Origin of the sequence: Sphingobacterium puteale, assembly GCF_003627955.1 — a bacterium.
Lineage (GTDB): Bacteria > Bacteroidota > Bacteroidia > Sphingobacteriales > Sphingobacteriaceae > Sphingobacterium > Sphingobacterium puteale.
Genome location: NZ_RBWS01000011.1, coordinates 1 through 23,834, shown reverse-complemented (window position 1 = coordinate 23,834; position 23,834 = coordinate 1). Strand labels below are relative to the sequence as shown.

The window sequence follows — 23,834 nt, the reverse complement described above, 5'->3', positions numbered from 1 at the left end:
GTCAAAGCCTAATATTCCGACTGCAAATTGATGAAGTCCAAAGGCGTTAAAAATGAATTCTTGTCTGAACGAAGTGAGTTTGAATTCATATAGCCATTGGGCAAAAGCAATTGCACCAAGGAATAGAGCGGTAGACCGTCATCCAATCATTTCCCCTTCTTTATTCGAGCAATATAGGAGGACAAAGAATTGAAAGCATGGCGTTCCGACTTCAATCCCCCTCCAACAACTCACCTCGATAAATATGAAGGGCCAGGGATAGAAAATATAGCTTTCTGACTGTCAAGCTTTGACGGGATCTGGTGTAAATATGAATCACTGTCTGAGCACAGCGAGTTTGATTCATATCGCCAGATAACTAAAAAGCTGACATCAAAGAAAGCAATGACCTATTCCGGCCCTTCCTTTATCGAATATTCAAATACACTTCATCCCCCCTATCCCACAGGCTATACACCAATGCCTTCAGCTTCGCCAGCGCTTTACCGCTGTAATCCCCTGTCCCCTCACCGGTTAGCGTAGTTACGGGTGCGATACAGCCATGCAGTTCTTTCAGTGCATTGTTAGCTGCATGGATCAGGATCGCTTCGCGTCCCAGCACATTTGGGATGCCGATCTGCTCCCCATGCTTTGGATAGCGCCGTTTTATTAGTTTATACTGCCCTATCGGGATGCAGCTGATCCGCGGGATGTTATTTCTATCAGGGAGTTCAATCGTATGGCAGATTTCCTCACTGCCATAGGTAATGGTTCCGTTAGTTCCATTTGCTCCATATTTCCGTTGGAGTAGCAGGATATGTTTTGTATTCATTTTGTTGAATAACCCAAATAATTTGAGCGTGAATATTTTAACCCATTTCTGTTTGAAACCAGCAAATAAAGGTGAAATCCATCATCCCGAAAACCTTCAGGTATCGGAACGATGACTTTCCCTTCGCGACGTTGCCAGATCTGCTCATTGACAAAGGCATAGCCTTTGTCAACCTGGTAGGCGCACAGGGTCAGCCGATCATCCTCTCCAAATAGCGCTGCGTTGTCACTATCGTGTGTTAGCTCAATGCGATCAGCATACCGCCTTAGTTCGGGCATGTAGACGCCGGGCAGGGATCCATCACTTAAGCGTACCAGTGATGGGTCCACCACCGGCCCCTTTGCTTCGTGTTTTATTGCCACCTGCAGCGTATAGCCTAGCGCCAGTCCGGCAGGTAGGGATCTCTTTCGCCTGGCCGTTTCGGCAAATCCTTTTTTAATCAATCCGTGTAAGGGCGCTAAAAATGCCTGTCCGACTTTAAATGCAGCCCGTACCCGCTGCTGAGCAGGACTGATAGTTTTATTAGCCATAATACGTGTTGTAAATATGGGCTGAGCCAGAATGGCCCAACCCTGTATAATTTAGATTAGCTGTATCTCGCCTAGATACACACTTTTGGATACCTTGGTCTTTGACCGGTTTGACAAAAACAGCCAGGTATGCACAGCACCTGTTGCCAGATGCTCGGGCACCGTGAATGACACCGTACCAGCCGCACGGGTACTTGGCGTAGGTGTAGATATAAATTCGTCTTTCTCGGGGTGATACGCCAATACATAGACCATGTCATCTGAGAAAGTCTCGAACGTCTCGCTATCATCTGTGCTCCAAGTGAAAGAGAGGTCTCCCGCGTCATACGACACACCAACAGTTCCGCCGCCGTACAGGCTACCATCCGAGATACTGATCTTGGAATAATCCAAGGTATAGTCCGGATAGATACCCGTGATGGCCTGGTCCAGGTTAAATTGAAACGCCGCATTGATCGGTGTCAATTTTTCGGTATTTTTACGGCCGAAGCCGATCTTCAAAAAGAAGTTGATGGGCAGCAGAAAACGCATTAGCGTTTTGAATTTTTCCTGCTGCATCATCTGTGCTTCCGATGCGGGCTTTGATCTTTTTTTATAGAGCCCTTTAATATAGTTGATACTCTTCCAACTACTTCCGATTATTGAGCCGGCTTTACCCTTAAAGCCTCCATTTGCTCCATTTACAATAGTTCCCATGTATTAAAATCAATCCTTTTTCATACCGGTATATTTGATTGACATAACAAACATAAAACACTTTAAATCAATAGAAAATAGATACATCATGATAGACCGACAACTGACCGACGGGCATTGCAAAGTTGACCGATCACAGACCGGGTTCAATTAAAAAATTTGGACTTTTATGAGGCAAAAACCTAAAAAATAACAGCGAATTTTCGACCGGTTTTTTCGTGGATTAGCCAGCAATTAACTCCCAATCAACTCCCAGCTTTCATCGGGATGTCATCGGGTCGGCATCGGGTGCTGATGCTATTTTCCCAATGAGATCCCGAAGCCGATTCGAAGAAGAACGCCGGAAAGCTAGAAGTTGGTCAGGAGAAAGTCCGAAGAATATTGGGTGATCGGGTGAATAATCGTAAATTTGAAACCCTTAAAAATTAACGATGGAAATACGACGATACCGCCCCTCCGATCTGGCACAGATCAGCCAGTTGTTTTACGATACGGTGCATACGGTCAATGCAGCAGATTACAGCGAGGAGCAGTTGGACGTATGGGCGACGGGACAGCTCGATCTGGCGGCCTGGAACGGCTCCTTTTTGGCGCATTACACACTAGTTGCAGTCATCAATGATGAAATTGCTGGCTTTGGTGATATCACTATGGACGGCTACCTCGACCGCCTTTACGTGCACAAAGATTATCAGGGACAGGGTATTGCCACCGCCCTGTGCAATGAACTTGAAGCTGCGACCGCTAGCACACATCTTAGTACACATGCCTCCATTACGGCAAAACCATTTTTTGAGCGCCGTGGCTATGGCGTTGTCAAAGAACAACAAGTGACCCGAAACGGCGTTCAGTTGACAAATTATGTTATGGAAAAAAAACGCTAGAAAAACGTCTCTCCTGCCAGTGAGACCGCTTCAAGCGTTTTTTCCATTGGATATACAAGCATCCAAGCAACATTTTTATCGGGCGTACATTACCAAGGTATTTCACCAGCACCTGGATTCGTTTCCTCGCTAAAGAATTTGCCGGAGGGGCCATGTTCATCAATCAGTGCATATTTGATGACCCGGCTAGCCGCGAGCCCAACTTCACCCCCATTATAGCCTGTGAAATCCGTTTTTGTATACCCCGGGCATACGGCATTGATCTTAAAATTTGTATCTCTGAGCTCATAGGCCAGGTGTACGGTATACATGTTTAGTGCAGCTTTGGAGGCAGCATAGACGGCATACTTCGCGTAGTCGTAGGCAGGCCATTCCGGATTGCTTTGCAACGAAAGCGAGCCTACACTGGTACTCACATTCACTATACGGGGTTGATCCGATTGTTGCAGTAAGGGAAGGAAATGCTGGGTAACCCGGGATACGCCAATGACGTTGGTATCAAAAGTCGCCAAAAACTGATCCTCGCTAGCCTCCAAGGCGGTGTAGGGCGCATCCCCATTAATCCCGGCATTGTTGATCAATATGTCAAGTACAGTTGTCTTTTCAGCGATTTGGTCACGTGCCGCCTTTACTGAGCGCAGGCTGGTCACATCCAGTGCAATAGCCTCGACATGTGTAAGTCCTGATGCAGCCAACTTTTTTACGGCATCCAGCCCATTTTGTAAGCTTCTACTCCCCAAATAGACGTAAAACCCCTGCTCCAGTAATTGCCGCGCTGTTTCAAATCCAATGCCTTTGTTGGCACCTGTAATAAGTACTTTTTTCATCTTTTTTATATTTAAAATCTGAAAGCAATATTATAACAGTCCCCAAAAAATTTCTTTACCAAATGGTAAAAAATGCATCAACTGATATTTTTACGTATTCTGCTCAAGGATTGCTGCGTCACCCCCAGATAGGAGGCAATATAGCGTAGCGGAACCCGCAGCATGACCTCTGGATAATTCTTCAAAAATTCAAGATATCTGGAAGAAGCATCCTGCGATACAACAGGGCCTTTTCTTGACTTTTGATACATACATAGCTGAACCATCTTATTTTTTATGATGTCCCATCCGGCTATGCTATGGGATAATCCCTCCCATTGTGCCTTTGAAAAAACAATTAATTTGCAATCCGTACAAGCTTGAATATATTCGGTCGAAATTTGGTGCGATTCAAGATTAAGGTAATCCGCCGCCAGGCTATTTTCTGCAATAAAACAGCGCGTGATATCTTCTCCGTCCTGATTATAATACCAGCCCCTTAGCACGCCCTGCACGACAAAGCCCACCTGCCGGGGTATCGCCCCAGCCTCCGAAAAATATACCCCCTTTTTCAATTCTATTTGCGTAACACTTGCTTTGATTAAAGCGATCTCTGACGTATTGAGATGACCAAATCGCAAGATATAATCGATTAAACTATCCATCATTAGCATTTGATTGGTCAATTTACAAAAATATAGTTTATTTGAGAACTGCTATAAGATACCGCCCCCATTGCAGAAAAATATTCATTCCTAGCCCAGCTGTTCAAAGGAGAATGCACAGCGATTGTATAATCAAAAAAACGCCTCCCCAAGAAGAGAGACGTCCGAAGAAAGTAATCCGCGTACAGGTAAAAATCAATTGATCGAGCGGTACTACAACCCTCGGTAGCTAAGCCGCAGGCGCTCTACATCCACATCCCGATAATAACGCTTATTGCGCTCCCGTCTGGCCACACAGATATAGCCATCGCGCTGGAGCCGATAGAGTGTCTCGGTGGAGATACCGACATGCGATTTGACATACTCCGCATCGCGAAGCACGACATTTTCCGCTTCTAGCTGCTCCCGCAAGTCGAGATAGGTAGCCAGCTGACGTTTTACTGCCAGTAGTTCCAGCAAGATCAATTTTTGGACAAAGGAATGCCCGGAGCTTATGGAAAAGCCCCTGAGGTACTGATTTTTACGCATACAGATTTATTTAGGGTTTATAAAAAGTTTTTCATCTTCTTTCTCTTGTCAGACCAGCTATACTCTTCCGTCTAGACCGTCCGATTGGCAATCCCTCAGCTGTACCTTCAGTGAGATATACATATTTACCAGATATTTCACGTACAAAGTTGAGATTCACGATAAATCCTCGATGGATGCGCACACAATAAGAGGGTGGCATGTTTTGTTCTATTTCCTCCATAGTGACCCTAGCTGTCAAACGCTCCCCCCTTGTGGTGATCTCTACGTAATTGTCTATGCACTGCATATAGATAATATTTTTAAAGAATAAGATCCGCTTTTTGCGAAGATTTTTAATCTCGAAAGTGTAATAATCGCGTTGTAGTTCCGGAGCTACTATAACCGGCATTCCCAAGCGTTTCAGGCATTTGTTCAATGCATGAAATACTGCTTCAAAACTTACCTCCTTCATCAGGTAGTCACAGGCATCGTACCTGTAGCTCTCCACGGCAAACTGACTATGTGCGGTCACAAATACCAATGCTGGCTGCAGCTCGGCAGGTAAAATGCGATACAGCTCCATGCCTGAAATATCCGGCATCTCGATGTCGAGAAATAAAATATCAACTTTATTGCGCAATAGATAATTGAGTCCCTCTTTTCCTTTATTAAACACCTTAATATCCTCAAAATTACCCATATGATCAATCTCCCTGAGCTTAAGGATCTGCTCAACAACTTTCTGAGAATCGGCTTTATGGTCATCAATGACCACAATACTATACTTCGGCATAATTATTTATCAAATTTCAATTCAACTACAAAACAGGCCTCATCTTCAATGCGATACTGCAGGGTGCACCCTTGGTGGCGGAGCGGCTCATAAAGACGATTTACAAGATCCAGTCCCCGGCCTGTACCTCGGCTTACGCACTCCCTATCCATGCGGTTACATATTCTTAAGATCAGCGCATGCTCCATTACGGTCCACTCGAGCAGTATCAGTTGATTTTTGGCGCTATACTCTGTTGCATTTTCGATCCAGGTCATCAAAGTAAGTGTCGGTACCGACCTGTTCCAAAGCCAGGCCGGTATATTTTCAACACCTTTAATTTCAAATCTGTGGTGTACCGACATTTCTATCAGCTGTCTGAGGTAGCGCCACTCTTCGTCCAGGCTCACCAGAGTGTCGCGCAGTGCCATCTTGTTGATTACATATTGAAAAAAGTCCATCACTTTTAGATCAAAAGCTATCTTACCCTGTACGGCCATATCAAATAATCGGCGCAAAAAATGACCAGAGAGCAAATTACTATTCGAAATATTATCTAACGTGCGTTGTAGCTGCTGGGTTTCGGTCCCATTTACCCTGATACGCGAAATTAAATGATCGACGAGCAGGTAGATAGTGGCAAGTAATAGCCCCCGAACAATTTTGCGCATTAGCTTCTGCTCGTCCCCCTCTTTCCAAGGATAGAAAAATACAACGTCCCAACTGGGGAGAAGATCATATAAATATAATTTTACAATATCGTATACCGCCAGCAGCAAGACCATACATGGTAAAAGCACAAGCCATTTTCCATACCCATGCCGCCAAATGTTGTGAAAAATCAGAAAGCATACGCTGTAATAGAACAAATACGGCAACGCGTAAAGAAAGAAGATATAAGCTGGATGATGTATTAACACCCTAAATTCGGCAAACCACAGTATAATAAGCCATACGATGATTCCGACAAACCATCTGACATAAAGACTCCTAAAAGAAATAGATTGAAAAGAAAATACACTCATCACGGTAAAGGTTCGTATATTAACTAAATTAATTAAACTTTTCCTTATTAGCAATAATTTCGTAAAATCTCTTATTAAACAAGTCAAACAGATAAGCTTTATCTGTAAAAGAAAAAGGAAACATCCACCCGCCTTGTCTGGTTAATCCCCGTGTATTTTTACTGTCAGCTTCCAGATAATGATGTATGAGTGCCCAGTTTTCCCAAGCTGTCCAATCTAGATCGATCATCTCCTGAAAAGTCTGCTGTAAACTTGTAAGAGCCTCCAGCAAAGCCTCCGGAGTTTTGCTGCCACCGTTTAAAATAACCTTTGGTTCGGCTAACTGCCAGCTTTGAGTTGTACCCGCTCCATCGGGTTTGAGATGGATCGCTTGTACAGGCAGGTCATAACGATGTGCCAGTTTGAGCAGATTGCTACGCCAATAAAAGTAACTACCGCCAAAAGGCACACGCAAACGGCCTGCGCGCTCCTTTTCCTGCATTTTCACTGATGACTCATTGGCATCGAGAAAAACCAGCACTATCCGATCCATTGCCACAGCATGTAACAACTTGCGCAAGACCAGCGGGTCACCCGCATCCAGGCATTCGAAATGTTCAGGAGATAGTCCCATTCGACTAAGCATCAACCGATAGCTCTCCTGCTCGCGCTCCAACACCGTAGCAGAGACCAAAAGCGTTAGGCGGTATCCAGCAGCCACCAGTAAGCGCGGCAGCAGCCTATAAGGGCCAAAATGAAAAGTGAACAAAATCCCGGGGTGCAAGGTTTCCAGCTTATCCACCACAATCTCCTTAGTCTCGGGCTGCTGCTCGACATATAGTCGCTGGAAGGTCTGCCTATGCTCCTGCCAACGCTGATATCCTGTTTGGAGTTCGGCCGTCATTTTATCGGGATAGAAGGCCTGCACATTAGCCATCCACATAAGACGCTGCAGTTCGATTTTTTTTTGATTATTCATAAATGAAGCTTAGTATCGGCCCATAGATGGTTATTCCGATGGGCCGAGAGATTAATGATTGAGGTTACAGCGATCCGATCCAGCACTTATCGTCTTCAAGGTCGCCAAAAATCGGTTCGTCAGCAAACAGTTCAAAGACTGTATAACCTTCGAAAATCGTTGCTTCATTTACTTGCAATTCATTTTCCATTTTACAATTGATTTTTTTGATTCGAAAGATACAGGTCGAATCTCTCCTGTTCCATCGTACGATCGGGTTATTCATTCATCAGCTGATAAACAAAGATGCCGAATCTCGCCAGCAGAAAAAATTTATGGGAGACAGAGCCAAAAAGAGGGTTCCAAAGTCAATGCGCTTCAGTATCATGGCCACAAGTGTCGTTCACCACCCTATTGTGCATTTCACCCCTGCATTTAGGTCGTATATCCCAAAGAAAAATATGCCTGTCGAGAATCCGTATATTGCCTATTTCTTTTTTTATAGTAAAAATGCCAACATAAACTAAACAATGAAGAGAAGTAAAGAAGACCTACTAAATCCCTTTTTTAAAGAAATTTATCCCGACTGGCAGAAGGAAATTCCAGAACTAAAAACAGCTTTTGAAGAAGAGCGATTTATTAAGGGGGAGCAATTGATCAATGACTGGGGCGACCTGTATCTGATCGTTGACGGAATTTTTGGAAAGTATGAAAAAACCTGCCCTGTGCGCTACGCCATCGGGGGCGAATCGCTGATGATCCCCAACCAAAGGCACGCTTATCAGTTTACAGCACTAAGTGATTGCCGCACCTATCGCACTTCGCTCCGGCAACTCGAGGAAATTAATGCACACAACCCCAAAGTCTTTTACCTCTACGCCAATCTCAAGGAAAAGCAGCAGGTCTATCTCGACTATAGGCACAAGCTGCTTTCGATCCATAATGAGGATAAGTACGATTTTGTTTTTGACAAATACCCTGACATACTTTCGCACATTACACAAAAAGAGCTTGCACGGTTTATGGGGATCAGTATCGAACTGCTGAGACGTATTTTGCGTGAAAGGGAATACTAACGAGTACAATTTATTGGGACTTGAACACCAATTTATTGGGACTGAAATACCAAAATATTGGTATTTCAATTCCAAAACATAGTGCTCCAAATCCCAAAATATAACAGGTATTGCTTTAGAACTTTGTAATAGCGGTTGGATGCAGCAGATCAATGCCATCAAGCTTAATCGAAGAAAGTAACATGTACAGGTGAGGCTGCCATCCGAAAGCTCCAATAAAAAACAAACGTTATGAAACAGTACAAAAGAAAATTTGCCTTATTCCCGCGATGCCGGTAAGCAGCAAGACTAACCAGGAACCCCATCTGTTATGGGCAGGTGGCTCCGCAGAACACCAAAAAGATACAACAGCAATACGTACAAGCTTATGGAAAAGCGCATCAATATTTCAGCATATCAACAGGATCACCCTACGAGCTCCACAAAACGCGGTAGTTTAATCCGCCGGACTGCACGCTGGATTTATTTTCGCTTGCCTGATATGATCATCTATGGTTATGTCTTTATGTATATGTACACGGGGTGGGCCAAGTTTATGAATATGGCCACCTTCATTAAAGGCAATAGTAAGATCCCCCATCTAGGTCAGTATGCGAAAGCGATCGGCTATGGCATCCCCTCTTTGGAGGTTGCGCTGGCTGTACTGTTAATTATCCCTGTATATTGGGTAAAGCGCTCCGCACTGTGGGCATCGATAGTATTAATGGGTGTGTTTACCATATACCTTAGTTTGATGGCTATGTTTGCAGAGAAAAAGCTTTGTCATTGTGGTGGTGTTATCGAATCAATGGGCTGGAAAACGCATATCGCCTTTAATATTATATGGCTGATAGCAGGACTCTATGCCCTGAAAAGAACAAAATTATAAACATTTTAAAATTTAATCCCGTGGAAAAAATCAAAAAATATGGGAAAGTGCTACTGGGAGTAGCAATTTTAGGCGGCGCGGTATTGACGCAGTCGTTTACAACAGCGGTTAAAGCTGATAAAAAATTGGCAAATCATTTTTATGGGTACGACGAAGTTTCTCAAACTTACCTCGAAATAACCGGGCCATTAGATGAAACTGCCAACTGTGAATCTTTTATGGAACCAAAATGTGTTGTCGGAACAGACACCCCAATTCCAGACGGATTTACTTGGGATGATGCACAAAATGATCCCAGCATCAGCAGCCAGATTACTTACGAGAGCAACGATTCCGGTAGCTATACGCGCTAATTTGGTTTAAACGCGAAATTACTGTATGTAATTACGTGACGAAGCCCAGCTTAATGCTGGGCTTTGTTCCGATAATACGATTTTTCATAAAGTATTATTTCAAAAGATTTTCAATTGTCGTTATTAATTCCTCTCTCCTTTCATCTCCGAATGGCCTGGTTGCATTGGTCGTTACCAATTTACCATGTCGGTCCACTATCATCAATTGAGGAAAGGACCGATATTTATAATTCAATAGAAATGGATGATTCTTTCCAAGTCCATTGGTATAAACATTTAGACTATATGGAGAAGTATATATTCCAGTATTTATACCTTTTATCCAATTATTTCTCTTCTTATCAACATTGACGCTCAGAAAAATTACATTTCCCGCATGAAATTTTTCGATTACATCCTCCATTGCTTCTCCTAATTTTGCACAGCCCAAGCATCCATTAAACCAAAAATCGATCACAACAACTTTTCCCTTGAGATCGTCCAACCCTATATTTCGGCCTTTGACATCTTCAAACGCAAAAGGATATATCCTTTTACCTATTGCCCTACTTTCCTTTTGAGCCAATATCATCATTCTACTTACACTGTCTTTCATGAACACGAGCGCGCTATCCAGATAATCAATTGGAAACTGATCATACTGGATTTCCTTAAGTATGCATTCCGTCACTGCACGATCCCTGACGACCCCTATTGTTTTTGCTTTTATCTGATTATAAAGATCCTTAAAGATAAATTTCTGTCCATATAAGCTCCTTTTGAATTTAAGATCATTGACCTCACGGACAAAATTATAATAGCCGATTAAAGCTGGAAAAAATGACTTTTCTTCGTAATGTGTCCCAATGCTGTCTTGCACAATTTGCTGAAACATGTTATATGCATATGCTATTATATCGTTGTCAGAATTTATGTGGCCCAAAAAAGAAAAAAGCGCCAAATCGATACCCGCAGCACAATTTCCCCTTAACATCTCTCTTTCCGCTTCTGAAAGGTATAGCGCGTAGGCACTTAGAATAGAATCCATTCGACTACGGTTATAATTTCTTGCGTCAAGAAGATTGTCTACATCATTCTTCGTTGACTTAATATTTTTGGATCTAGGATATTTCGACAGTTGTTCAAATTTTAGTTGGCATTCGACCAATTTAGACTGCCCTTTTGCCAATGATATCCTACCCGTAGAATCAATAGATAGATAAATTTCCAGACCATTTTTGACCAATAATGGTCTGTTCCTATTTGTAAATCTTTCATTTTGGATAACAAGGAAACTGTATTCCTGACCGAGATCCAATGAAAACTTATTCCCTATGGACAATTTCCAGACTTTTTTATTCGACGGTTCCTCGATACCCCGTGTAAGGTAATCGTGAGCAGTATATAAAATGATAGAATCAGAAGCCTGCGTAGATGTAAATTGTGGGATGACAAATTTCACCTGTCCTTTTGCGACAGTCACCGATGCCAATAAAATCAACATGCAGGTATATATATTTAAATTTCTCCTCGTTCTCATGGTTTTTAACGTTCATTTTGGATAATGTGACTAAAAGCAATCTCATCGTCAGGAATAGGAAATACGTATCGGCTGCTATTGGCCGATAATGTGTAGTTTTTATCCCCCAGTTGTCGCTTGAGCTCGATTCCTCCCCCCTCTTTATTTAAGCGTTTGATGTCAGTCCAGCGCAGCCCACGCCACACCAATTCTTTTCTTCGCTCGTCCAAGATCAGTGCTAACAATAATTTGTTATCCGTGGATTCGATTGCTTTGTATTTGCCTATTGAGTAGCGCTTGACCAAAAGGTCATTCATCACTTCAATTGCAGATTCATCTTTCCCCGACCGCACAAGGCACTCAGCTTTGATGAGATACATTTCATCTGTAGCCAGCCCTGTAAACGGATAGGATCCGCCGCCGAGATAACCACGCTTAATATTATAATTACCGAGGTTGTTTTTCATAAAATAAACCTCTTTTCGCAGGTCATCTGGTTCATACATTCCGATAAGCTGATTGTCCACTCCTATTGCAGTACGGTTGAGATAACCCGTTGTACCGGCATAATTATTTACCTGCGTTGAAAAGTAGATCACTTCGTCCATGACATAGGTGAATGGCGTTTGGCTACTTAGGCTTACCGTGTTGTAATCCACCAAATTATTATGGATAGAAAGTGTGCTATCCACATATAGTAAGGCCTGTGAGTAATTTCCCATCGCATGCATTATCCGTGCTGCGAGTGCGTAGCACGAGGCTTTTGAAGCATGGTTTCGTTTAGCAATATAGTCGTTGGCATCCAATAGCTGAGTTGCTTTTTCAAGATCAGTCAATATCAATGTGTACGTTTCTTCTAGCGTAGATCGTTGTACTACTTCGTCCACATTGGGCGAAAGCTTCAAGGGAAGGCCCAAATCTCCATTTGCTGTATTGACATCGTAATACTTACAGAAATTACGTGAAAGCTCATAGTAAGCATACGACCGAGCGAAGTAAGCCCAACCCAGTAAATTATTGTAGCGCCTAGTATCCTTTACAGAAGACAGCTTACTCATTTGTGTAATAATGTTATTGGCATAAAAAATAGCAGCATAAGGCTTATTCCAATCCATGATATTGATATCACCATTGTAAATATCCTTTTCCCAGACATAGGCCCGTCTTTCGGTTTGTGTCAGCGTGCTTTCCCAAGCTTTTTGATCGACGATAAAATATTCATCGCTAGAGAGTTGTCCCAAAGCTGGAGATATCGTATTCATGACGCCGTAGTTTTCCAGCAGCCCTTCCATATCCTCCAATGTGGCTGGCTGTACGATTGAAGAACTAGGCTTCATATCAAGAAAATCTTTGCGGCAGGATGAAAACATGATCAGGCTAAACAGTAGATATATAAAACGCTTTTTCATAGCATTAAAAGTTAATTTATGTTCAGATTAGCGCCCAATAGAATAATCTTAGGAGCTGGTATAATATTATTAAAGTCAGGGTCTTGCCTTACCTTAGTACGCTTCCACAACAATCCCACATTGGTCACCGTACCAAACAGTTCAAGGCTTTTTATTCCCGCAGGAAGCTGACGAAAACTGTAGCCAATTCGAATATCCTTTAACCGAATATGATCTGCAGGTTCAACCAGCCTTTCCGAAAGATTGAAGAATGTACCGCGATTATTATTCAAAGGATAGCTGAGCGAGGGAATGAAAGTTGCATTTTCGTCCCCTTGCTCCTGCCATCGGTCCGAGAATCCCTCCTGCCGATAACTTACACTGCTTCCGTTAAATACGTTATTCCGTCTAAAGTAATAGCCAAACTTATACACCAGATTGAATGACAGATTAAAGTTGCGATAATTGATGGTATGCATAAAATTTCCATAGCTGGTTGGTGATAGCGAACCATGATAGATCAGCTGCCCGAGATCATTCGCATTTAGCAATGAGGCATAGTCAATACTTGGTTGCCCATCCTTAATGCCCTGTGGATTACCCATATCATCTAACCCTGCCCATTGAAAAGAGAACAAGGCAAAATAAGGATAATCCTCTTGCGGATTTTCTCTGTTATTGGAAGCAATGGATGCGTTGGTTCGATTGCTTACATAATTTTTAATCACCTTACTACGCATAAAGCTAGGCTGCAGGCTCATTGTCCATTTCACTTTATTAAAATCCAATGTCGACTTCAGTATCAGATCCAGCCCCTGCGTACGCGTGCTTGCCGTATTTCCTCTAAATTGCGTAACACCTGTCTGCGGCGCTAGCAACGATGTCCCCATCAAATCCAGTCCGTCCTTGATAAAATAGTCCGCTGTCAATTCCAGAATATCATTGTATAGGGCCAGGTCGAGTCCCATATTCCAATTTTTAACCTTTTCCCATCTTAGAGAAGGATTTGGCGGATTGACTACGGTCAGATTATTCGCGTTCCAAGGAGTCAGCCCCACCGAGGGCTGAGCCGTTAGATAAGCAGAAAGCGAACGATCGACATTACCGCTATAGCCAAAACTAGACCGGAGCGCCAGTCGGCTCAGCAGTTTTCTTTCACTACGCGAGTGATTGATCGCATTCCACCGTCCACCAACAGACCATAGTGGTACACCCCGCTGATTAGATTTTACGCCGAATAAATTGGATTCATCCTTTCTTGCGCTGACGGAGAGTATATACTTGTTGTCATACGAGTAGCTACCCTTAAAGAAATAAGACAGGAAGCGGTCTACACTTGCCGTACTATTATCGTTATTTGAAATGCGGCCACTTCCGTTGCCAAACCAAAAAGGATAGGTAGAAACATAGTCTATAGCTGCATTCTGATTTACTCTTGTCTCCTCATTATAGCCGTAAAAATAATTCCTATACCGTGAGGCATTATCATCCCTGATTTCCCAGCCTAATATCCCATTGATACTGTGCTTTCTACCAATCCACTTATCTACCGTCAATGAAGTCCTAAAACTTTTAGAAACTGTATTCAAGCTAGTCTGATCCAACATATCTCCCCAGGGAACAGGTCTTATCAGGGTATTCTTTAAAGGATCTAAATGACTATAGGTATTAACCATATTTCGTACATAGTATGAATCCTTCCCGTATAAGAGCTCATTCTGGCTATTGCTGCGTTGTAGCATATATTCAGTTTTACCAGTCAGCCAATCAAAAGGTTTTATTTCAAGGCCAGCACCAATCCGTATACTTTGTGTCGCAGCGCTGTAATTGGCATTATTTTCGTTCCAAGGCCGATATGACCAATCCAATAGTTGGTTACTACCGGGATTGGCAGCATAAGCCATATTTAGTGTGCCGTCGCTTACAGCCAGTGCCTCGCCACTAGCTCCGATCAGATCCAAGTAAGGATAGTTAGGCGTAAATGATTGGCTATTGTTTCTACTCAGTTGATCACTGAATTGGATAAAATTGGTCAAGTTGAGCCAATGATCTGCCAATTTCAATGAACTGTTAAAATTAAAACTATGCCGGCGGTTGTTATCAGTGGACAATGTTTGCTGATCCCGATCGTAGCCATACGAACCAAAATAAGTATAACGATCCGATCCACCACGAAGGTTTAGCGCATATTGCTGCCTTAGTGCTGTCCTATACCAACGTTCCAGATCATTTCGGGTATCGGTTTTGCTCAGATCGAGCAGATTTTGCTCTAAGGTAGACTGCGAAATTTCACCTTTGCGTTCCTTTTCAAGCAGTGTTACTACTGGCGAAATCTCTCCATAGCCGTTATTTATAATTGTATTGTACCGACCTTTTTCATATAGAAAGCGTTCAAAATCAATAAATTCTGACGAGGTCATCTGTGCAGGATAATAAAGATCAGGCTTCGCTGTTAAAGCTAAATTAGCTACAAAATTAATCTGCGGCACAGTGGATTTAATTCCTTTTTTTGTGGAGATTACAATAACACCATTCCCCGCCCGCGCGCCCCATATCGAAGCAGCGCCAGCATCTTTGAGTATAGATATCGATGCTATGTCATTAGGATTGATTGCATTGATATCCCCTGAGTAAGGAAAGTTATCCAAAATGATCAGCGGCTCGTCATTGGAAAATAGTGTACTGCGTCCCCGTATGGATATACCGGCCTGATTGGTATTAGATACAGCACTTTTATCAAAAAGGACGGCACTACTGACACCATTTAACCTATCCAAGAGGTTAGCCGAAAGCTGCCTATTCAATAATTCATTATCTACCTGCACAAAGCTCCCCGTCGCCCTTTCTTTTGGAATCTTTTGGTAGCCTGTAGAAACTATCTCTACTTCATCCAATTGATTCTCCAGTGGTATCAATTTAACAGCCATTGATACTCCGGCAGTATATGAAGTTTCTAAACGCTTGAATCCCACATGGGAGAACGAAACTAGACCTTTAGGATTGGCGACTGGCAATGAAAACGAGCCATCCTTATTAGAAGAGGCTCTCCCCTTTTCACCTTCGACACGGATGGAAACTCCTTGGATAGGTTTACCATCGACAGACGATAGGACAATACCGCTGATGGATAACAACCCATCCGCCCCGCTGTCCTTGCGGGGCGTCTGAGCCGATAAACTAAACATATGAAATACAGCAATGCATGTTAAAAGCATTGTTGTATTCTTTAATGCCTTAGAAAGACAAATTACTTTATTAAAACACAAACATGCCAGAATAAGCAGGGCATGTTTGTTCTTCAATGCCTTTGAAAGACAAATAATAGCATTGAAAACTAAAAAGTATAGATTCAGCGATAACTGTATCACACCCTTTACGCTCTTTGGCATCGGCACAGGGGTACATGCCGACATGATCCACCTCAAGCTATATACTATACAATCGAGGGGGTACTTTTTATCCCATTCGAATAGAACTTTTTTTAAATTATTTTTTCCATCGCCATTTATAGGCACCAGATGTGCTACCTTATCCAATAAGGCAGACATCAGATTTGATCTGTTTGTCATCTGCTTATTGTTAAGGTTAGTCTATTATACGTCCAAAAAATTCGTGGATCCGCTTGGTGATCTCCAGCTCATCCAGGCTAAAACCTGTTGTTTCAGCGTCTGAAAAATCTAATTTGCTCATGTCCACATAGTCTTTATGCACGTGGAAATAAGCAATCAATACCGCTAATAGGTCAAATCCGAACACTTGCTTTTGGCAGAGCTCTATTAGATTTTCATGGGGCCAGCGGTCTGCTGACCTCTTAAGTAGTAAAGAAATGGTATTCTGGATGGTACGGATATCATACTTTTTCCAAAAATCAGTGATCTTATCCGTAGGATCATAATCTTGATCGTGTACTTGGTATATGGCTAGTTCTAGCGCTAGAACATTTGAATATTTTTGATTCATTTTAAGGTTCATAAAGATGACTTTGGCATTGTCCTATCGTTTGAATCGGACATACCTTCCCCTATTGCAAAATTTTTGCATTCCAAAGAGGTGTCATTGCAGGGAATTCTTAGTCCTTGCTGGTGTCACAAATTAAGAATAAACAAAATCCCGCAAAGCACCTCAAAACAATTACAAAGCATTGGTTAGGGGGGTATTATGGCGCTTCCTGTCGGGACAGGTAAAAAACCGATCTGCACCTTATAGAAAAACTATACAATAATTCCTTTATTTATTTGGCAGAATAAAAATTAAATGCTAATTTTAAGTTGTTCAGGCTCGATAGAGCAATTAACTTTATTATTAACCAGATCAAAAAGGGATGTTGTATACAGACAGATCGGAAAACCTCGGACAAGGGAGTACTTATTTGTATCCTATCGGCACATCACAAACCTGCGATAGCAGCCCTCTCCTGTTTCGGTTTTTAGTGATTTAATTAATCTATCCAGGCGAACGAATTACGTTCTTTATGGGAATAGTGTCTACAAACCGATGGCTTACCCCTTGGAGGCAACCTGTGGTTTTTTGGTGGGTGTTTTCTTTCCGTTTTATCATAATTCTATTTTGGTTATGTAAAACGATGAAACTCTCAGCAAGGAAAGGATTGAAATCCAATAGAGGAACCGTCCTGCTCCTTGCTCTGGAAACCGCTAAGAAACCAGCCATCAGGTCTACACGAAACCCGAATCTTGCACCCAAGAGAGACTTAATAGACGGCTCACCCTACTGGGTAATATATCGTAAAGATAGTATTTCCAGTAGATAATGGCGAACCGCAGTCCTCTCGCGTGCAAAGTTTAGCGGTTATTTGAACGAGAGTGACATCGTAATATGAAACTATGTTCACATTATTTCGCATTTATCACATAACAAATATAGATCAAATAATCCATATACGGAAATCATTTAACCAAAAATGGAAGAAAAATTAAAAAAACTTACGGCTCTTGGTGTTTATTTAAAAAAAATAGGTGCAAAAGCTTCTAGAATAAAAGATGTAGCGGAAGTTGATCCTAAAAGCATATCTCTGCTATCTACAAACGAAAAAAGAACAATTTATGCAGATGAATTTTACAAGATCATCTATGTAGCTCATCAACAAACAGGGTTAAGTGAAAATGAATTTAATATAGCTATAGACGCAATTTTCCCAAATAGAGTTAAAGTTAATCTTTTGAAAGAATTTGATGATTACTCCCCTGAAGGTAAATTTTTTAAAAAGTATACTCAACAACAGAGTGAAATTGAAAGCAAGCTTAAAATACCTAACGCAAAAATTAGCAAATATTTTGGTGATAAAGGAAAAAAAGCTTTAGCAGTTGAGATAATCACTTTCGCTGAGGCTATAGGTTTGAACGTTTTACAAACCTTTAAAGAAATTTATGGGCCAATAAAAATTGCCAATAACTCTTTACCAGATTTGAATAATATAAACGACAGAACTAATAAGATTTACCAATACATATCCGCTTATAATAATATGGATGTGGAGAATATAACGATAGATTTTGCAGATAATGTTATTTTCCAAAATATTATAAATGGGGAACAAACAATGTACTTGAAAGGAATTAAAGAATTTAAAAAACAGGCCACCGAAGCCCTTTCCTGTTTCAGTGAAAGAGAACAAGTCATTGAGTCAATAACCCATAACTATAGTTCTACCGATATCTCAATTGCCTACAGAGCGATCGCGGCGATGGATTTTCCTAATGGCTTGAAAAAAGGTGATGAGATAAACTTGCAAGGGAAGTCGATTTTTGAATTCTCAGCAGAGGGTAAGATAATTCGGTTAACGGATATATCATAGGGACTTGAAATGATATTAGTGGAGAAAAAAAGAAACCCAAAATGGCAACGCGACGAACTTATTCTCGCCTTGGATCTATATTTTCAATTGGAACCAGGTCAGATACATGCTAGAAATCCATTGATTATTGAGTTATCAGATACTTTGAACAAATTACCTATTCATGGGGATAAAGACGAATATGAAAAATTCAGAAATCCTAACGGTGTGGGACTCAAGCTCAGTAACTTTTTGGCCCTAGATGAAACATACTCTGGCAAAGGGATGGCTGCAACAAGTAAACTCGACAAGGAAATATTTGCAGAATTTAAGGATAAAAAGGAATTGCTAGGTAAGCTTGCCAATGCCATAAAACTGAGCGCAATCAATCCGGCTATTAGGGATGAGATACTTAATCTGCCTGACGATGTTGATGATGACGCAAAGGTAAAAGAAGGTGGTCTTTTATACCGCTATCATTTAGCAAGGGAACGAAACCCCGGTATAGTGAAAAAGAAAAAAGAAAAGGCTTTGAAACTCCATGGCAAACTGGAGTGCGAGCTATGCAGTTTCGATTTCCAAAGAGTATATGGAGAAATAGGTTACGGATTTATAGAATGCCATCATAAAAAGCCTTTGTATACTCTAGTAGAAGAAACGGAGACAACATTGGATGACTTAATGCTTGTTTGCTCTAATTGTCATAGAATGTTACATAGAGGGTGGATAGATTTTTAGATTGAAGAGATTTATAGGAAGATGAAATTATTGGCCATATATGAAAGGAGAACAATTTAAATGGGATTTTTAAATGAGTGGTGCAAAGACTTGTTTCAAATCATTGCGGCACTAGGCTCTTTGGGGACGCTTGGTGCATTTTTGCTGTTGTTTAAAAAAGACGAAGAGAAGCAGAAACAATTAAATGCTCTAATAAGTATTGCGGGAATTAATGAAAAGAGACTTAAATATCAAGCTGCTCCGAAGTTATGGCTTAACGGAGCTAGTTCTAGTCCAACGCAAAGATTAATAAGTATAGACCTCAACAATAAAGGAAAAAGGGCTCGTCTTTTGGAGTTTAAAAAACTCGAGGGGGACTTCACTTTTAAGGATGAAAGTCTACCGTGGGACATAGAACAAGGAGAGAGAAGGTATATTTTCATTACTCCTAACAACCAACATCCTCACGATACATATTACAAGCTTATAGTTTTTTACAACGACGACATTGGAAACTCATATCAAATTACCATTGAAGGAACAGGGTCAAGTGTAAAAATAATATCTGATGAAGAAATAGCAAATAAAAACAAATGATGTTAAATATAGAAACAGAGTTTAAAAACCTAGCAAATACTAATCCTGAGGAATTTCCTGAAGGGAAAGACTATTTAAGCATTTATAATATTTTAAAACCTAGCTTTGATAAACAAGTTCACCAAGAAATAAAAACAAAGATACTAGAAATAGAAAAAGAAGGGTACTTTAATGATCATGGAGTAGATCATATCAAAATGGTCATCGACCGTGCGTCAAAAATAATCAATTGCTTCCCTCGTATTGCTAATAACAAAGGAAATTCCTTATATCTTAACCCATATGAATTGTTTATTCTTTTAATTGCGATAAATATACATGACATTGGCCACCTAATAGGATCGCGAAAAGAACATGCGAAGCTTGGAAAGAAAGTCCTAGCTAGTTTTGATAAGGGAGATCTGTTAAGCTCTTCTGAAAAGGTAATTATTGGAAAAATTGCACAGGCGCACGGAGGAAAAGAAGATCCTATTGGTCTTTTAGAAAGAGAAACCTTAATTTCACATAAAACGATTCGGCCACAGCTATTAGCCTCTATTTTAAGATTGGCGGACGAACTCGCTGAAGATTCTTCACGAGCTTCTACATTTCTTTTAGAAATAGATCATATGGAGAAAACTAGTGAAATTTTTCATCGATTTTCTCAAAGTTTGGATAGTCTAAGTATTCTGTCAGGCGAAATACGTTTAGAATTCTATATTGAGAAAGAAAATATTAGGCGGGAGTTTCCGAAATTAGGTTCAACACAGTACTTAGTAGATGAGATCTACGAAAGGATGTTAAAAACGTTCACCGAATCTCTGTATTGTAGTAGATTTCTACCAGAAACGAGCCGCTTCCATTCTGTAAATGTTAGAATTCATTTTTTTGATAAAGAAGACAATGAGGAGATAATAGAACCCATCGCATTCACTTTGAGAGAAAGCGGATATCCTTCACTACCCTTAAATGATATTTATGACATGTGCACTAGCTTAAGTACTGAGGGGGAAAAAAGGGACGGGAAATACTATTGTGAGAAAATAAAAAATCTATTAAAGCTGAAAGAACATGAAGAATCCCTTTGAAGTTAGTACCCCAGAAGGAATAACAGCACAAGACGCCTACGATTTATTTGTTGATGTATTCACCGACTTTCATCAAGTACCAAAAGTGGGGCACACATTTCTTAATGGGCATCGAGGATCTGGGAAAAGCATGATGTTTAGATACATGCTTCCTGACTGCCAAACAATATCAAATAAATGTGAACTTAATGAGCTTGATTACTACGCATTTTATGTTCCTATTAAATTAACTGACATTAACTATCCAGAACTTGAAAGACTACAGGATAATTCCAATACATTTTTTAATGAGCATTTACTTGTCACACTAATAGCATCAAAATGTTTCAAACAGTTACAGGGATATAGAGAGCTTCTAGATCAGAACATCGATGAATTGCGTGTTTTTTATAGAGATACGTTTAATTGGTATGTTGAGATTTCTGGTGGAGAAATATTGCAGAGCGAAAATATAAATGAATTATCGTCAGAAAGTATTATAAAAAACATTTTGAAGGTGATCGATAAAATGGTAATAAAATGCAAATTATATTGCAAAAATATTGCCATGAATAAAAGCATTCCAAATAGTTATAATGGTCCACTTTGTAATTATTTAGATTTTCTCTATCCAATTCTAAGCGAATTAAAAACACTTACTTTTTTTCCTCAAAACAAACCTGTATATATTCTAATAGATGATGGAGGTTATTTAAATTTAACACAAACAAAAGTTTTAAACACCTGGGTATCATACAGAACTTCAAGTGATATAAGTCTAAAAATCTCAACGCAATTGGATTACAAAACATTTTCGACCGTTAATAATAAGACCATAGATTATCCCCATGACTATACACAAGTAAACATTGCTTCCGTTTATACTAGTGCTAAAAACAATTATTTTAAACGCATAGAAAAAATTGTTAATAAACGCATATTAAAGTTTCTAGGAAAAGACATTTCCGCAGAACAATTTTTTCCATACGACGAAAACCAAGAACGAGATTTAGAAAGAATAAAACAGCAACTATTAGTTGAAAATTCCACTGAAGGAAACGATTACAGCGGTCCAGATGCAGCAAGGCGATATGCTACATCTGAATATTTAAAAAAATTAAAAAAATCACGCGCCGGTTCCACTTTAAACTATGCAGGGTTTAATAAGTTAGTGGATGTATCATCTGGAATAATCAGACATTTTTTAGAACCTGCGTCAAGAATGTTTAATGAACATATTTCGAAAAATAATCCTACGGTAGCAAACATTACTTCCATTCCGGTAAACATTCAAGATCTCGTTATTAAGGAATATTCTTCAGACTTTTTAGAGCATGAATTTAAAAAAGTTATAAACGAGCATGGATCAATCAATGATGGCGAAAAATTAAGTAAAGCTGATAAACTTTATAACCTGATAAACGGGTTAGGCCAAATGTTTCATAGAATTTTAGTTTCGGATAAAGCCGAAAGAGTAGTATTTTCCGTAGCTTTAAACGACTTACCAGATAAAGAATTAAGTGAGATCATTGATCTCGCCGAACATTATGGTTACCTTCATAAAAGTACTATTGGAAATAAGCATGGAACTGGAAGATGTAAATTATACATTTTAAGCAGATTATTAGCCCCTTATTTCAAATTAGATCCTTCTGGCTTTAAAGGTTATAGGTTTATGAATAGTGATTTACTAAAAATTAGTTTAACAGACCCAGTTCGTTTTGAAAAAGAAGCGAATAAATTAGTCACAACTGAGGAAGATTCTCAATTGAAAATCTGGGGTAGCTCAAATGATAATATTATTGAAAGGGACTAAATAACCGTTTATTATGAAAATACAACGTAGTGATTTAAATAATTCAATTAAGGATATTGATTTCTTTATTTGTTCTGCAGGTTTTGAAGAGAGATCAACAATAGTTGCTCAAACCCTTAACCTATCAAATATTAGATACAAAACGGTCTTTCACATAGCAAATAGTTATAAGCTCAGCGAGATTAATTTAAAAAAAATATGCTCGGCCGGAAAGTTTGATTTAGTTGAATATCCAAAAAATGAACCAGTTAAGACTTACGATATTATTAAAGATTATCTGACCAATATTGAAACGACGCAAGCTATTAGAGTATTGATTGACGTCACTACCTTTACTAGAGAAGTTCTTCTAATAATACTTAAAATATTCAATAGTCATGAAATGCGCAAAAAATATATCATCCAATTTATTTACACTCCGGCTAGAGCTTATCAAACCTCGGATGATTCGGAAGAGCAATGGCTCACAAAAGGTGTTCGAGAAATCAGATCTATTTTTGGCTTTTCAGGATTGCATATTCCTTCAAAAAAATTGATGCTCATCGTTTTAACTGGATTAGAAGATGAAAGAATTGAAATTATTGTAGAAAGTTTCGAGCCTAATGCATTGTTGTTAGGAAAACCTAGTTTGCACTCTTCCAGTCATCCAGACTTAGATGTTAAAGCTAATTTAACAACAGAAAGATTGAAAAATAAATATTCATCATTTCTCAATTATTTCGACTTTTCTTGCGATAACATCTTAGAAACTCAAAAAATCATCGAAGAATTATGCATGAAGTATGAAAATGAATATAATATAACAATTGCTCCATTGAACAATAAAATATCGACATTGGGGGTAGCTATGGCATGTTTAAATAAGGAAAATATCCAAGTTTGTTATGCCAGTGCTAACCAATATAACATAAAATACTCTAAACCAAATGATTTTTTTATTTTTTGCAAATAATTTAGGGATATTCAGAAAAACCCCAACTATTTGATAAATAAATAGTTGGGGTTTTATTATCTTCGTGTATTCCCCCGAATAATAAGGTTAGCGGCC

At 40.0% G+C, this 23,834-nt stretch carries 24 protein-coding genes; 10 read left to right on the top strand and 14 right to left on the bottom strand.

Going from position 1 to position 23,834, the window contains the following annotated elements; translation table 11 throughout:
- Positions 1 to 406: 406 nt before the first annotated feature.
- From D7322_RS15145 to D7322_RS15135, 3 genes are read right to left on the bottom strand one after another with little or no spacing between them, the layout of a single operon-like run.
- Positions 407 to 811, bottom strand: a complete 405-nt coding sequence (locus tag D7322_RS15145; protein WP_121125137.1) for a DUF5675 family protein — start codon at positions 809 to 811, stop codon at positions 407 to 409.
- Complete coding sequence (locus D7322_RS15140) at positions 808 to 1,341, bottom strand: DUF6266 family protein (RefSeq protein ID WP_121125136.1); 534 nt, start codon at positions 1,339 to 1,341, stop codon at positions 808 to 810. Before D7322_RS15140 ends, D7322_RS15145 begins: the two co-directional genes overlap by 4 nt.
- A gap of 51 nt (positions 1,342 to 1,392) precedes the next feature.
- Positions 1,393 to 2,037 (bottom strand): DUF6266 family protein, encoded by a 645-nt coding sequence (locus tag D7322_RS15135; protein ID WP_121125135.1) that lies wholly within the window; start codon positions 2,035 to 2,037, stop codon positions 1,393 to 1,395.
- A 431-nt stretch (positions 2,038 to 2,468) separates the two neighbouring features.
- On the opposite strand from D7322_RS15135, the gene D7322_RS15130 reads away from it, so the two are divergent.
- Positions 2,469 to 2,921 carry a GNAT family N-acetyltransferase gene (locus D7322_RS15130; protein ID WP_121125134.1) on the top strand — a complete coding sequence of 151 codons (453 nt, stop codon included), beginning with the start codon at positions 2,469 to 2,471 and terminating at the stop codon, positions 2,919 to 2,921.
- A gap of 89 nt (positions 2,922 to 3,010) precedes the next feature.
- On the opposite strand, the gene D7322_RS15125 is transcribed toward D7322_RS15130, so the two are convergent.
- The 7 genes from D7322_RS15125 to D7322_RS28325 all read right to left on the bottom strand — a co-directional run bounded on the left by D7322_RS15125 (position 3,011) and on the right by D7322_RS28325 (position 7,922).
- A complete protein-coding gene (locus tag D7322_RS15125; protein ID WP_121125133.1) occupies positions 3,011 to 3,748 on the bottom strand; it encodes an SDR family oxidoreductase in 738 nt (245 codons plus the stop codon).
- A 77-nt stretch (positions 3,749 to 3,825) separates the two neighbouring features.
- Positions 3,826 to 4,395: a Crp/Fnr family transcriptional regulator gene (locus D7322_RS15120; protein ID WP_241254761.1), complete on the bottom strand. Its 570-nt coding sequence runs from the start codon at positions 4,393 to 4,395 to the stop codon at positions 3,826 to 3,828.
- A gap of 210 nt (positions 4,396 to 4,605) precedes the next feature.
- Positions 4,606 to 4,920 (bottom strand): MerR family transcriptional regulator, encoded by a 315-nt coding sequence (locus tag D7322_RS15115; protein ID WP_121125131.1) that lies wholly within the window; start codon positions 4,918 to 4,920, stop codon positions 4,606 to 4,608.
- Between the two features lie 31 nt (positions 4,921 to 4,951).
- A complete protein-coding gene (locus tag D7322_RS15110; RefSeq protein ID WP_121125130.1) occupies positions 4,952 to 5,695 on the bottom strand; it encodes a LytR/AlgR family response regulator transcription factor in 744 nt (247 codons plus the stop codon).
- A gap of 2 nt (positions 5,696 to 5,697) precedes the next feature.
- Entirely contained in the window at positions 5,698 to 6,699 is a 1,002-nt protein-coding gene (locus D7322_RS15105) for a hypothetical protein (RefSeq protein ID WP_147430432.1), read from the bottom strand.
- Between the two features lie 28 nt (positions 6,700 to 6,727).
- Positions 6,728 to 7,657 (bottom strand): hypothetical protein, encoded by a 930-nt coding sequence (locus D7322_RS15100; RefSeq protein WP_121125128.1) that lies wholly within the window; start codon positions 7,655 to 7,657, stop codon positions 6,728 to 6,730.
- A gap of 64 nt (positions 7,658 to 7,721) precedes the next feature.
- Positions 7,722 to 7,922, bottom strand: coding sequence for a hypothetical protein (locus D7322_RS28325; protein WP_147430431.1), 201 nt, complete (start codon positions 7,920 to 7,922; stop codon positions 7,722 to 7,724).
- Positions 7,923 to 8,166: 244 nt separating this feature from the next.
- On the opposite strand from D7322_RS28325, the gene D7322_RS15090 reads away from it, so the two are divergent.
- The 3 genes from D7322_RS15090 to D7322_RS15080 all read left to right on the top strand — a co-directional run bounded on the left by D7322_RS15090 (position 8,167) and on the right by D7322_RS15080 (position 9,933).
- Positions 8,167 to 8,712 (top strand): cyclic nucleotide-binding domain-containing protein, encoded by a 546-nt coding sequence (locus D7322_RS15090; protein ID WP_121125126.1) that lies wholly within the window; start codon positions 8,167 to 8,169, stop codon positions 8,710 to 8,712.
- Between the two features lie 367 nt (positions 8,713 to 9,079).
- The gene (locus D7322_RS15085) at positions 9,080 to 9,580 is read left to right on the top strand and encodes a DoxX family protein (RefSeq protein ID WP_183078714.1); all 501 of its coding nucleotides are present in this window, start codon (positions 9,080 to 9,082) and stop codon (positions 9,578 to 9,580) included.
- Between the two features lie 20 nt (positions 9,581 to 9,600).
- A complete protein-coding gene (locus D7322_RS15080) occupies positions 9,601 to 9,933 on the top strand; it encodes a hypothetical protein (protein ID WP_121125124.1) in 333 nt (110 codons plus the stop codon).
- 94 nt (positions 9,934 to 10,027) lie between these two features.
- Here the strand turns inward: D7322_RS15080 and D7322_RS15075 are convergent, their stop codons facing one another.
- The 4 genes from D7322_RS15075 to D7322_RS15060 are packed head-to-tail and all read right to left on the bottom strand — an operon-like array spanning position 10,028 to position 16,779.
- Positions 10,028 to 11,452, bottom strand: coding sequence for a TlpA family protein disulfide reductase (locus D7322_RS15075; RefSeq protein WP_121125123.1), 1,425 nt, complete (start codon positions 11,450 to 11,452; stop codon positions 10,028 to 10,030).
- 5 nt (positions 11,453 to 11,457) lie between these two features.
- Positions 11,458 to 12,840, bottom strand: a complete 1,383-nt coding sequence (locus D7322_RS15070; RefSeq protein ID WP_121125122.1) for a RagB/SusD family nutrient uptake outer membrane protein — start codon at positions 12,838 to 12,840, stop codon at positions 11,458 to 11,460.
- Between the two features lie 11 nt (positions 12,841 to 12,851).
- A complete protein-coding gene (locus D7322_RS15065; protein ID WP_121125121.1) occupies positions 12,852 to 16,388 on the bottom strand; it encodes a SusC/RagA family TonB-linked outer membrane protein in 3,537 nt (1,178 codons plus the stop codon).
- Positions 16,389 to 16,404: 16 nt separating this feature from the next.
- Positions 16,405 to 16,779, bottom strand: a complete 375-nt coding sequence (locus tag D7322_RS15060) for a hypothetical protein (RefSeq protein ID WP_121125120.1) — start codon at positions 16,777 to 16,779, stop codon at positions 16,405 to 16,407.
- Between the two features lie 958 nt (positions 16,780 to 17,737).
- Here D7322_RS15060 and D7322_RS15055 point away from each other — a divergent pair.
- Genes D7322_RS15055 through D7322_RS15030 form a run of 6 tightly spaced genes read left to right on the top strand, consistent with a single transcriptional unit; the run spans position 17,738 to position 23,738 of the window.
- Complete coding sequence (locus tag D7322_RS15055; RefSeq protein ID WP_121125119.1) at positions 17,738 to 18,631, top strand: hypothetical protein; 894 nt, start codon at positions 17,738 to 17,740, stop codon at positions 18,629 to 18,631.
- An 18-nt stretch (positions 18,632 to 18,649) separates the two neighbouring features.
- Positions 18,650 to 19,348, top strand: coding sequence for an HNH endonuclease (locus tag D7322_RS15050; RefSeq protein ID WP_183078713.1), 699 nt, complete (start codon positions 18,650 to 18,652; stop codon positions 19,346 to 19,348).
- A 60-nt stretch (positions 19,349 to 19,408) separates the two neighbouring features.
- The gene (locus D7322_RS15045) at positions 19,409 to 19,924 is read left to right on the top strand and encodes a hypothetical protein (RefSeq protein ID WP_121125117.1); all 516 of its coding nucleotides are present in this window, start codon (positions 19,409 to 19,411) and stop codon (positions 19,922 to 19,924) included.
- On the top strand, positions 19,921 to 20,991 hold the full coding sequence (locus D7322_RS15040; protein WP_121125116.1) for an HD domain-containing protein: 1,071 nt from the start codon (positions 19,921 to 19,923) through the stop codon (positions 20,989 to 20,991). The genes D7322_RS15045 and D7322_RS15040 overlap by 4 nt, the downstream gene beginning before the upstream one ends.
- Positions 20,975 to 22,786, top strand: a complete 1,812-nt coding sequence (locus tag D7322_RS15035; protein WP_121125115.1) for an ORC-CDC6 family AAA ATPase — start codon at positions 20,975 to 20,977, stop codon at positions 22,784 to 22,786. The genes D7322_RS15040 and D7322_RS15035 overlap by 17 nt, the downstream gene beginning before the upstream one ends.
- A 13-nt stretch (positions 22,787 to 22,799) precedes the next feature.
- On the top strand, positions 22,800 to 23,738 hold the full coding sequence (locus D7322_RS15030) for a hypothetical protein (protein WP_121125114.1): 939 nt from the start codon (positions 22,800 to 22,802) through the stop codon (positions 23,736 to 23,738).
- Positions 23,739 to 23,834: the final 96 nt, after the last annotated feature.

Coding starts and splice junctions, on each gene's coding strand:
- D7322_RS15145 (WP_121125137.1), bottom strand. CDS start 811: ATGAATACAAAACATATCCTGCTACTCCAACGGAAATATGGAGCAAAT.
- D7322_RS15140 (WP_121125136.1), bottom strand. CDS start 1,341: ATGGCTAATAAAACTATCAGTCCTGCTCAGCAGCGGGTACGGGCTGCA.
- D7322_RS15135 (WP_121125135.1), bottom strand. CDS start 2,037: ATGGGAACTATTGTAAATGGAGCAAATGGAGGCTTTAAGGGTAAAGCC.
- D7322_RS15130 (WP_121125134.1), top strand. CDS start 2,469: ATGGAAATACGACGATACCGCCCCTCCGATCTGGCACAGATCAGCCAG.
- D7322_RS15125 (WP_121125133.1), bottom strand. CDS start 3,748: ATGAAAAAAGTACTTATTACAGGTGCCAACAAAGGCATTGGATTTGAA.
- D7322_RS15120 (WP_241254761.1), bottom strand. CDS start 4,395: ATGATGGATAGTTTAATCGATTATATCTTGCGATTTGGTCATCTCAAT.
- D7322_RS15115 (WP_121125131.1), bottom strand. CDS start 4,920: ATGCGTAAAAATCAGTACCTCAGGGGCTTTTCCATAAGCTCCGGGCAT.
- D7322_RS15110 (WP_121125130.1), bottom strand. CDS start 5,695: ATGCCGAAGTATAGTATTGTGGTCATTGATGACCATAAAGCCGATTCT.
- D7322_RS15105 (WP_147430432.1), bottom strand. CDS start 6,699: ATGAGTGTATTTTCTTTTCAATCTATTTCTTTTAGGAGTCTTTATGTC.
- D7322_RS15100 (WP_121125128.1), bottom strand. CDS start 7,657: ATGAATAATCAAAAAAAAATCGAACTGCAGCGTCTTATGTGGATGGCT.
- D7322_RS28325 (WP_147430431.1), bottom strand. CDS start 7,922: ATGAATAACCCGATCGTACGATGGAACAGGAGAGATTCGACCTGTATC.
- D7322_RS15090 (WP_121125126.1), top strand. CDS start 8,167: ATGAAGAGAAGTAAAGAAGACCTACTAAATCCCTTTTTTAAAGAAATT.
- D7322_RS15085 (WP_183078714.1), top strand. CDS start 9,080: ATGGAAAAGCGCATCAATATTTCAGCATATCAACAGGATCACCCTACG.
- D7322_RS15075 (WP_121125123.1), bottom strand. CDS start 11,452: ATGAGAACGAGGAGAAATTTAAATATATATACCTGCATGTTGATTTTA.
- D7322_RS15070 (WP_121125122.1), bottom strand. CDS start 12,840: ATGAAAAAGCGTTTTATATATCTACTGTTTAGCCTGATCATGTTTTCA.
- D7322_RS15065 (WP_121125121.1), bottom strand. CDS start 16,388: ATGACAAACAGATCAAATCTGATGTCTGCCTTATTGGATAAGGTAGCA.
- D7322_RS15060 (WP_121125120.1), bottom strand. CDS start 16,779: ATGAATCAAAAATATTCAAATGTTCTAGCGCTAGAACTAGCCATATAC.
- D7322_RS15055 (WP_121125119.1), top strand. CDS start 17,738: ATGGAAGAAAAATTAAAAAAACTTACGGCTCTTGGTGTTTATTTAAAA.
- D7322_RS15045 (WP_121125117.1), top strand. CDS start 19,409: ATGGGATTTTTAAATGAGTGGTGCAAAGACTTGTTTCAAATCATTGCG.
- D7322_RS15040 (WP_121125116.1), top strand. CDS start 19,921: ATGATGTTAAATATAGAAACAGAGTTTAAAAACCTAGCAAATACTAAT.
- D7322_RS15035 (WP_121125115.1), top strand. CDS start 20,975: ATGAAGAATCCCTTTGAAGTTAGTACCCCAGAAGGAATAACAGCACAA.
- D7322_RS15030 (WP_121125114.1), top strand. CDS start 22,800: ATGAAAATACAACGTAGTGATTTAAATAATTCAATTAAGGATATTGAT.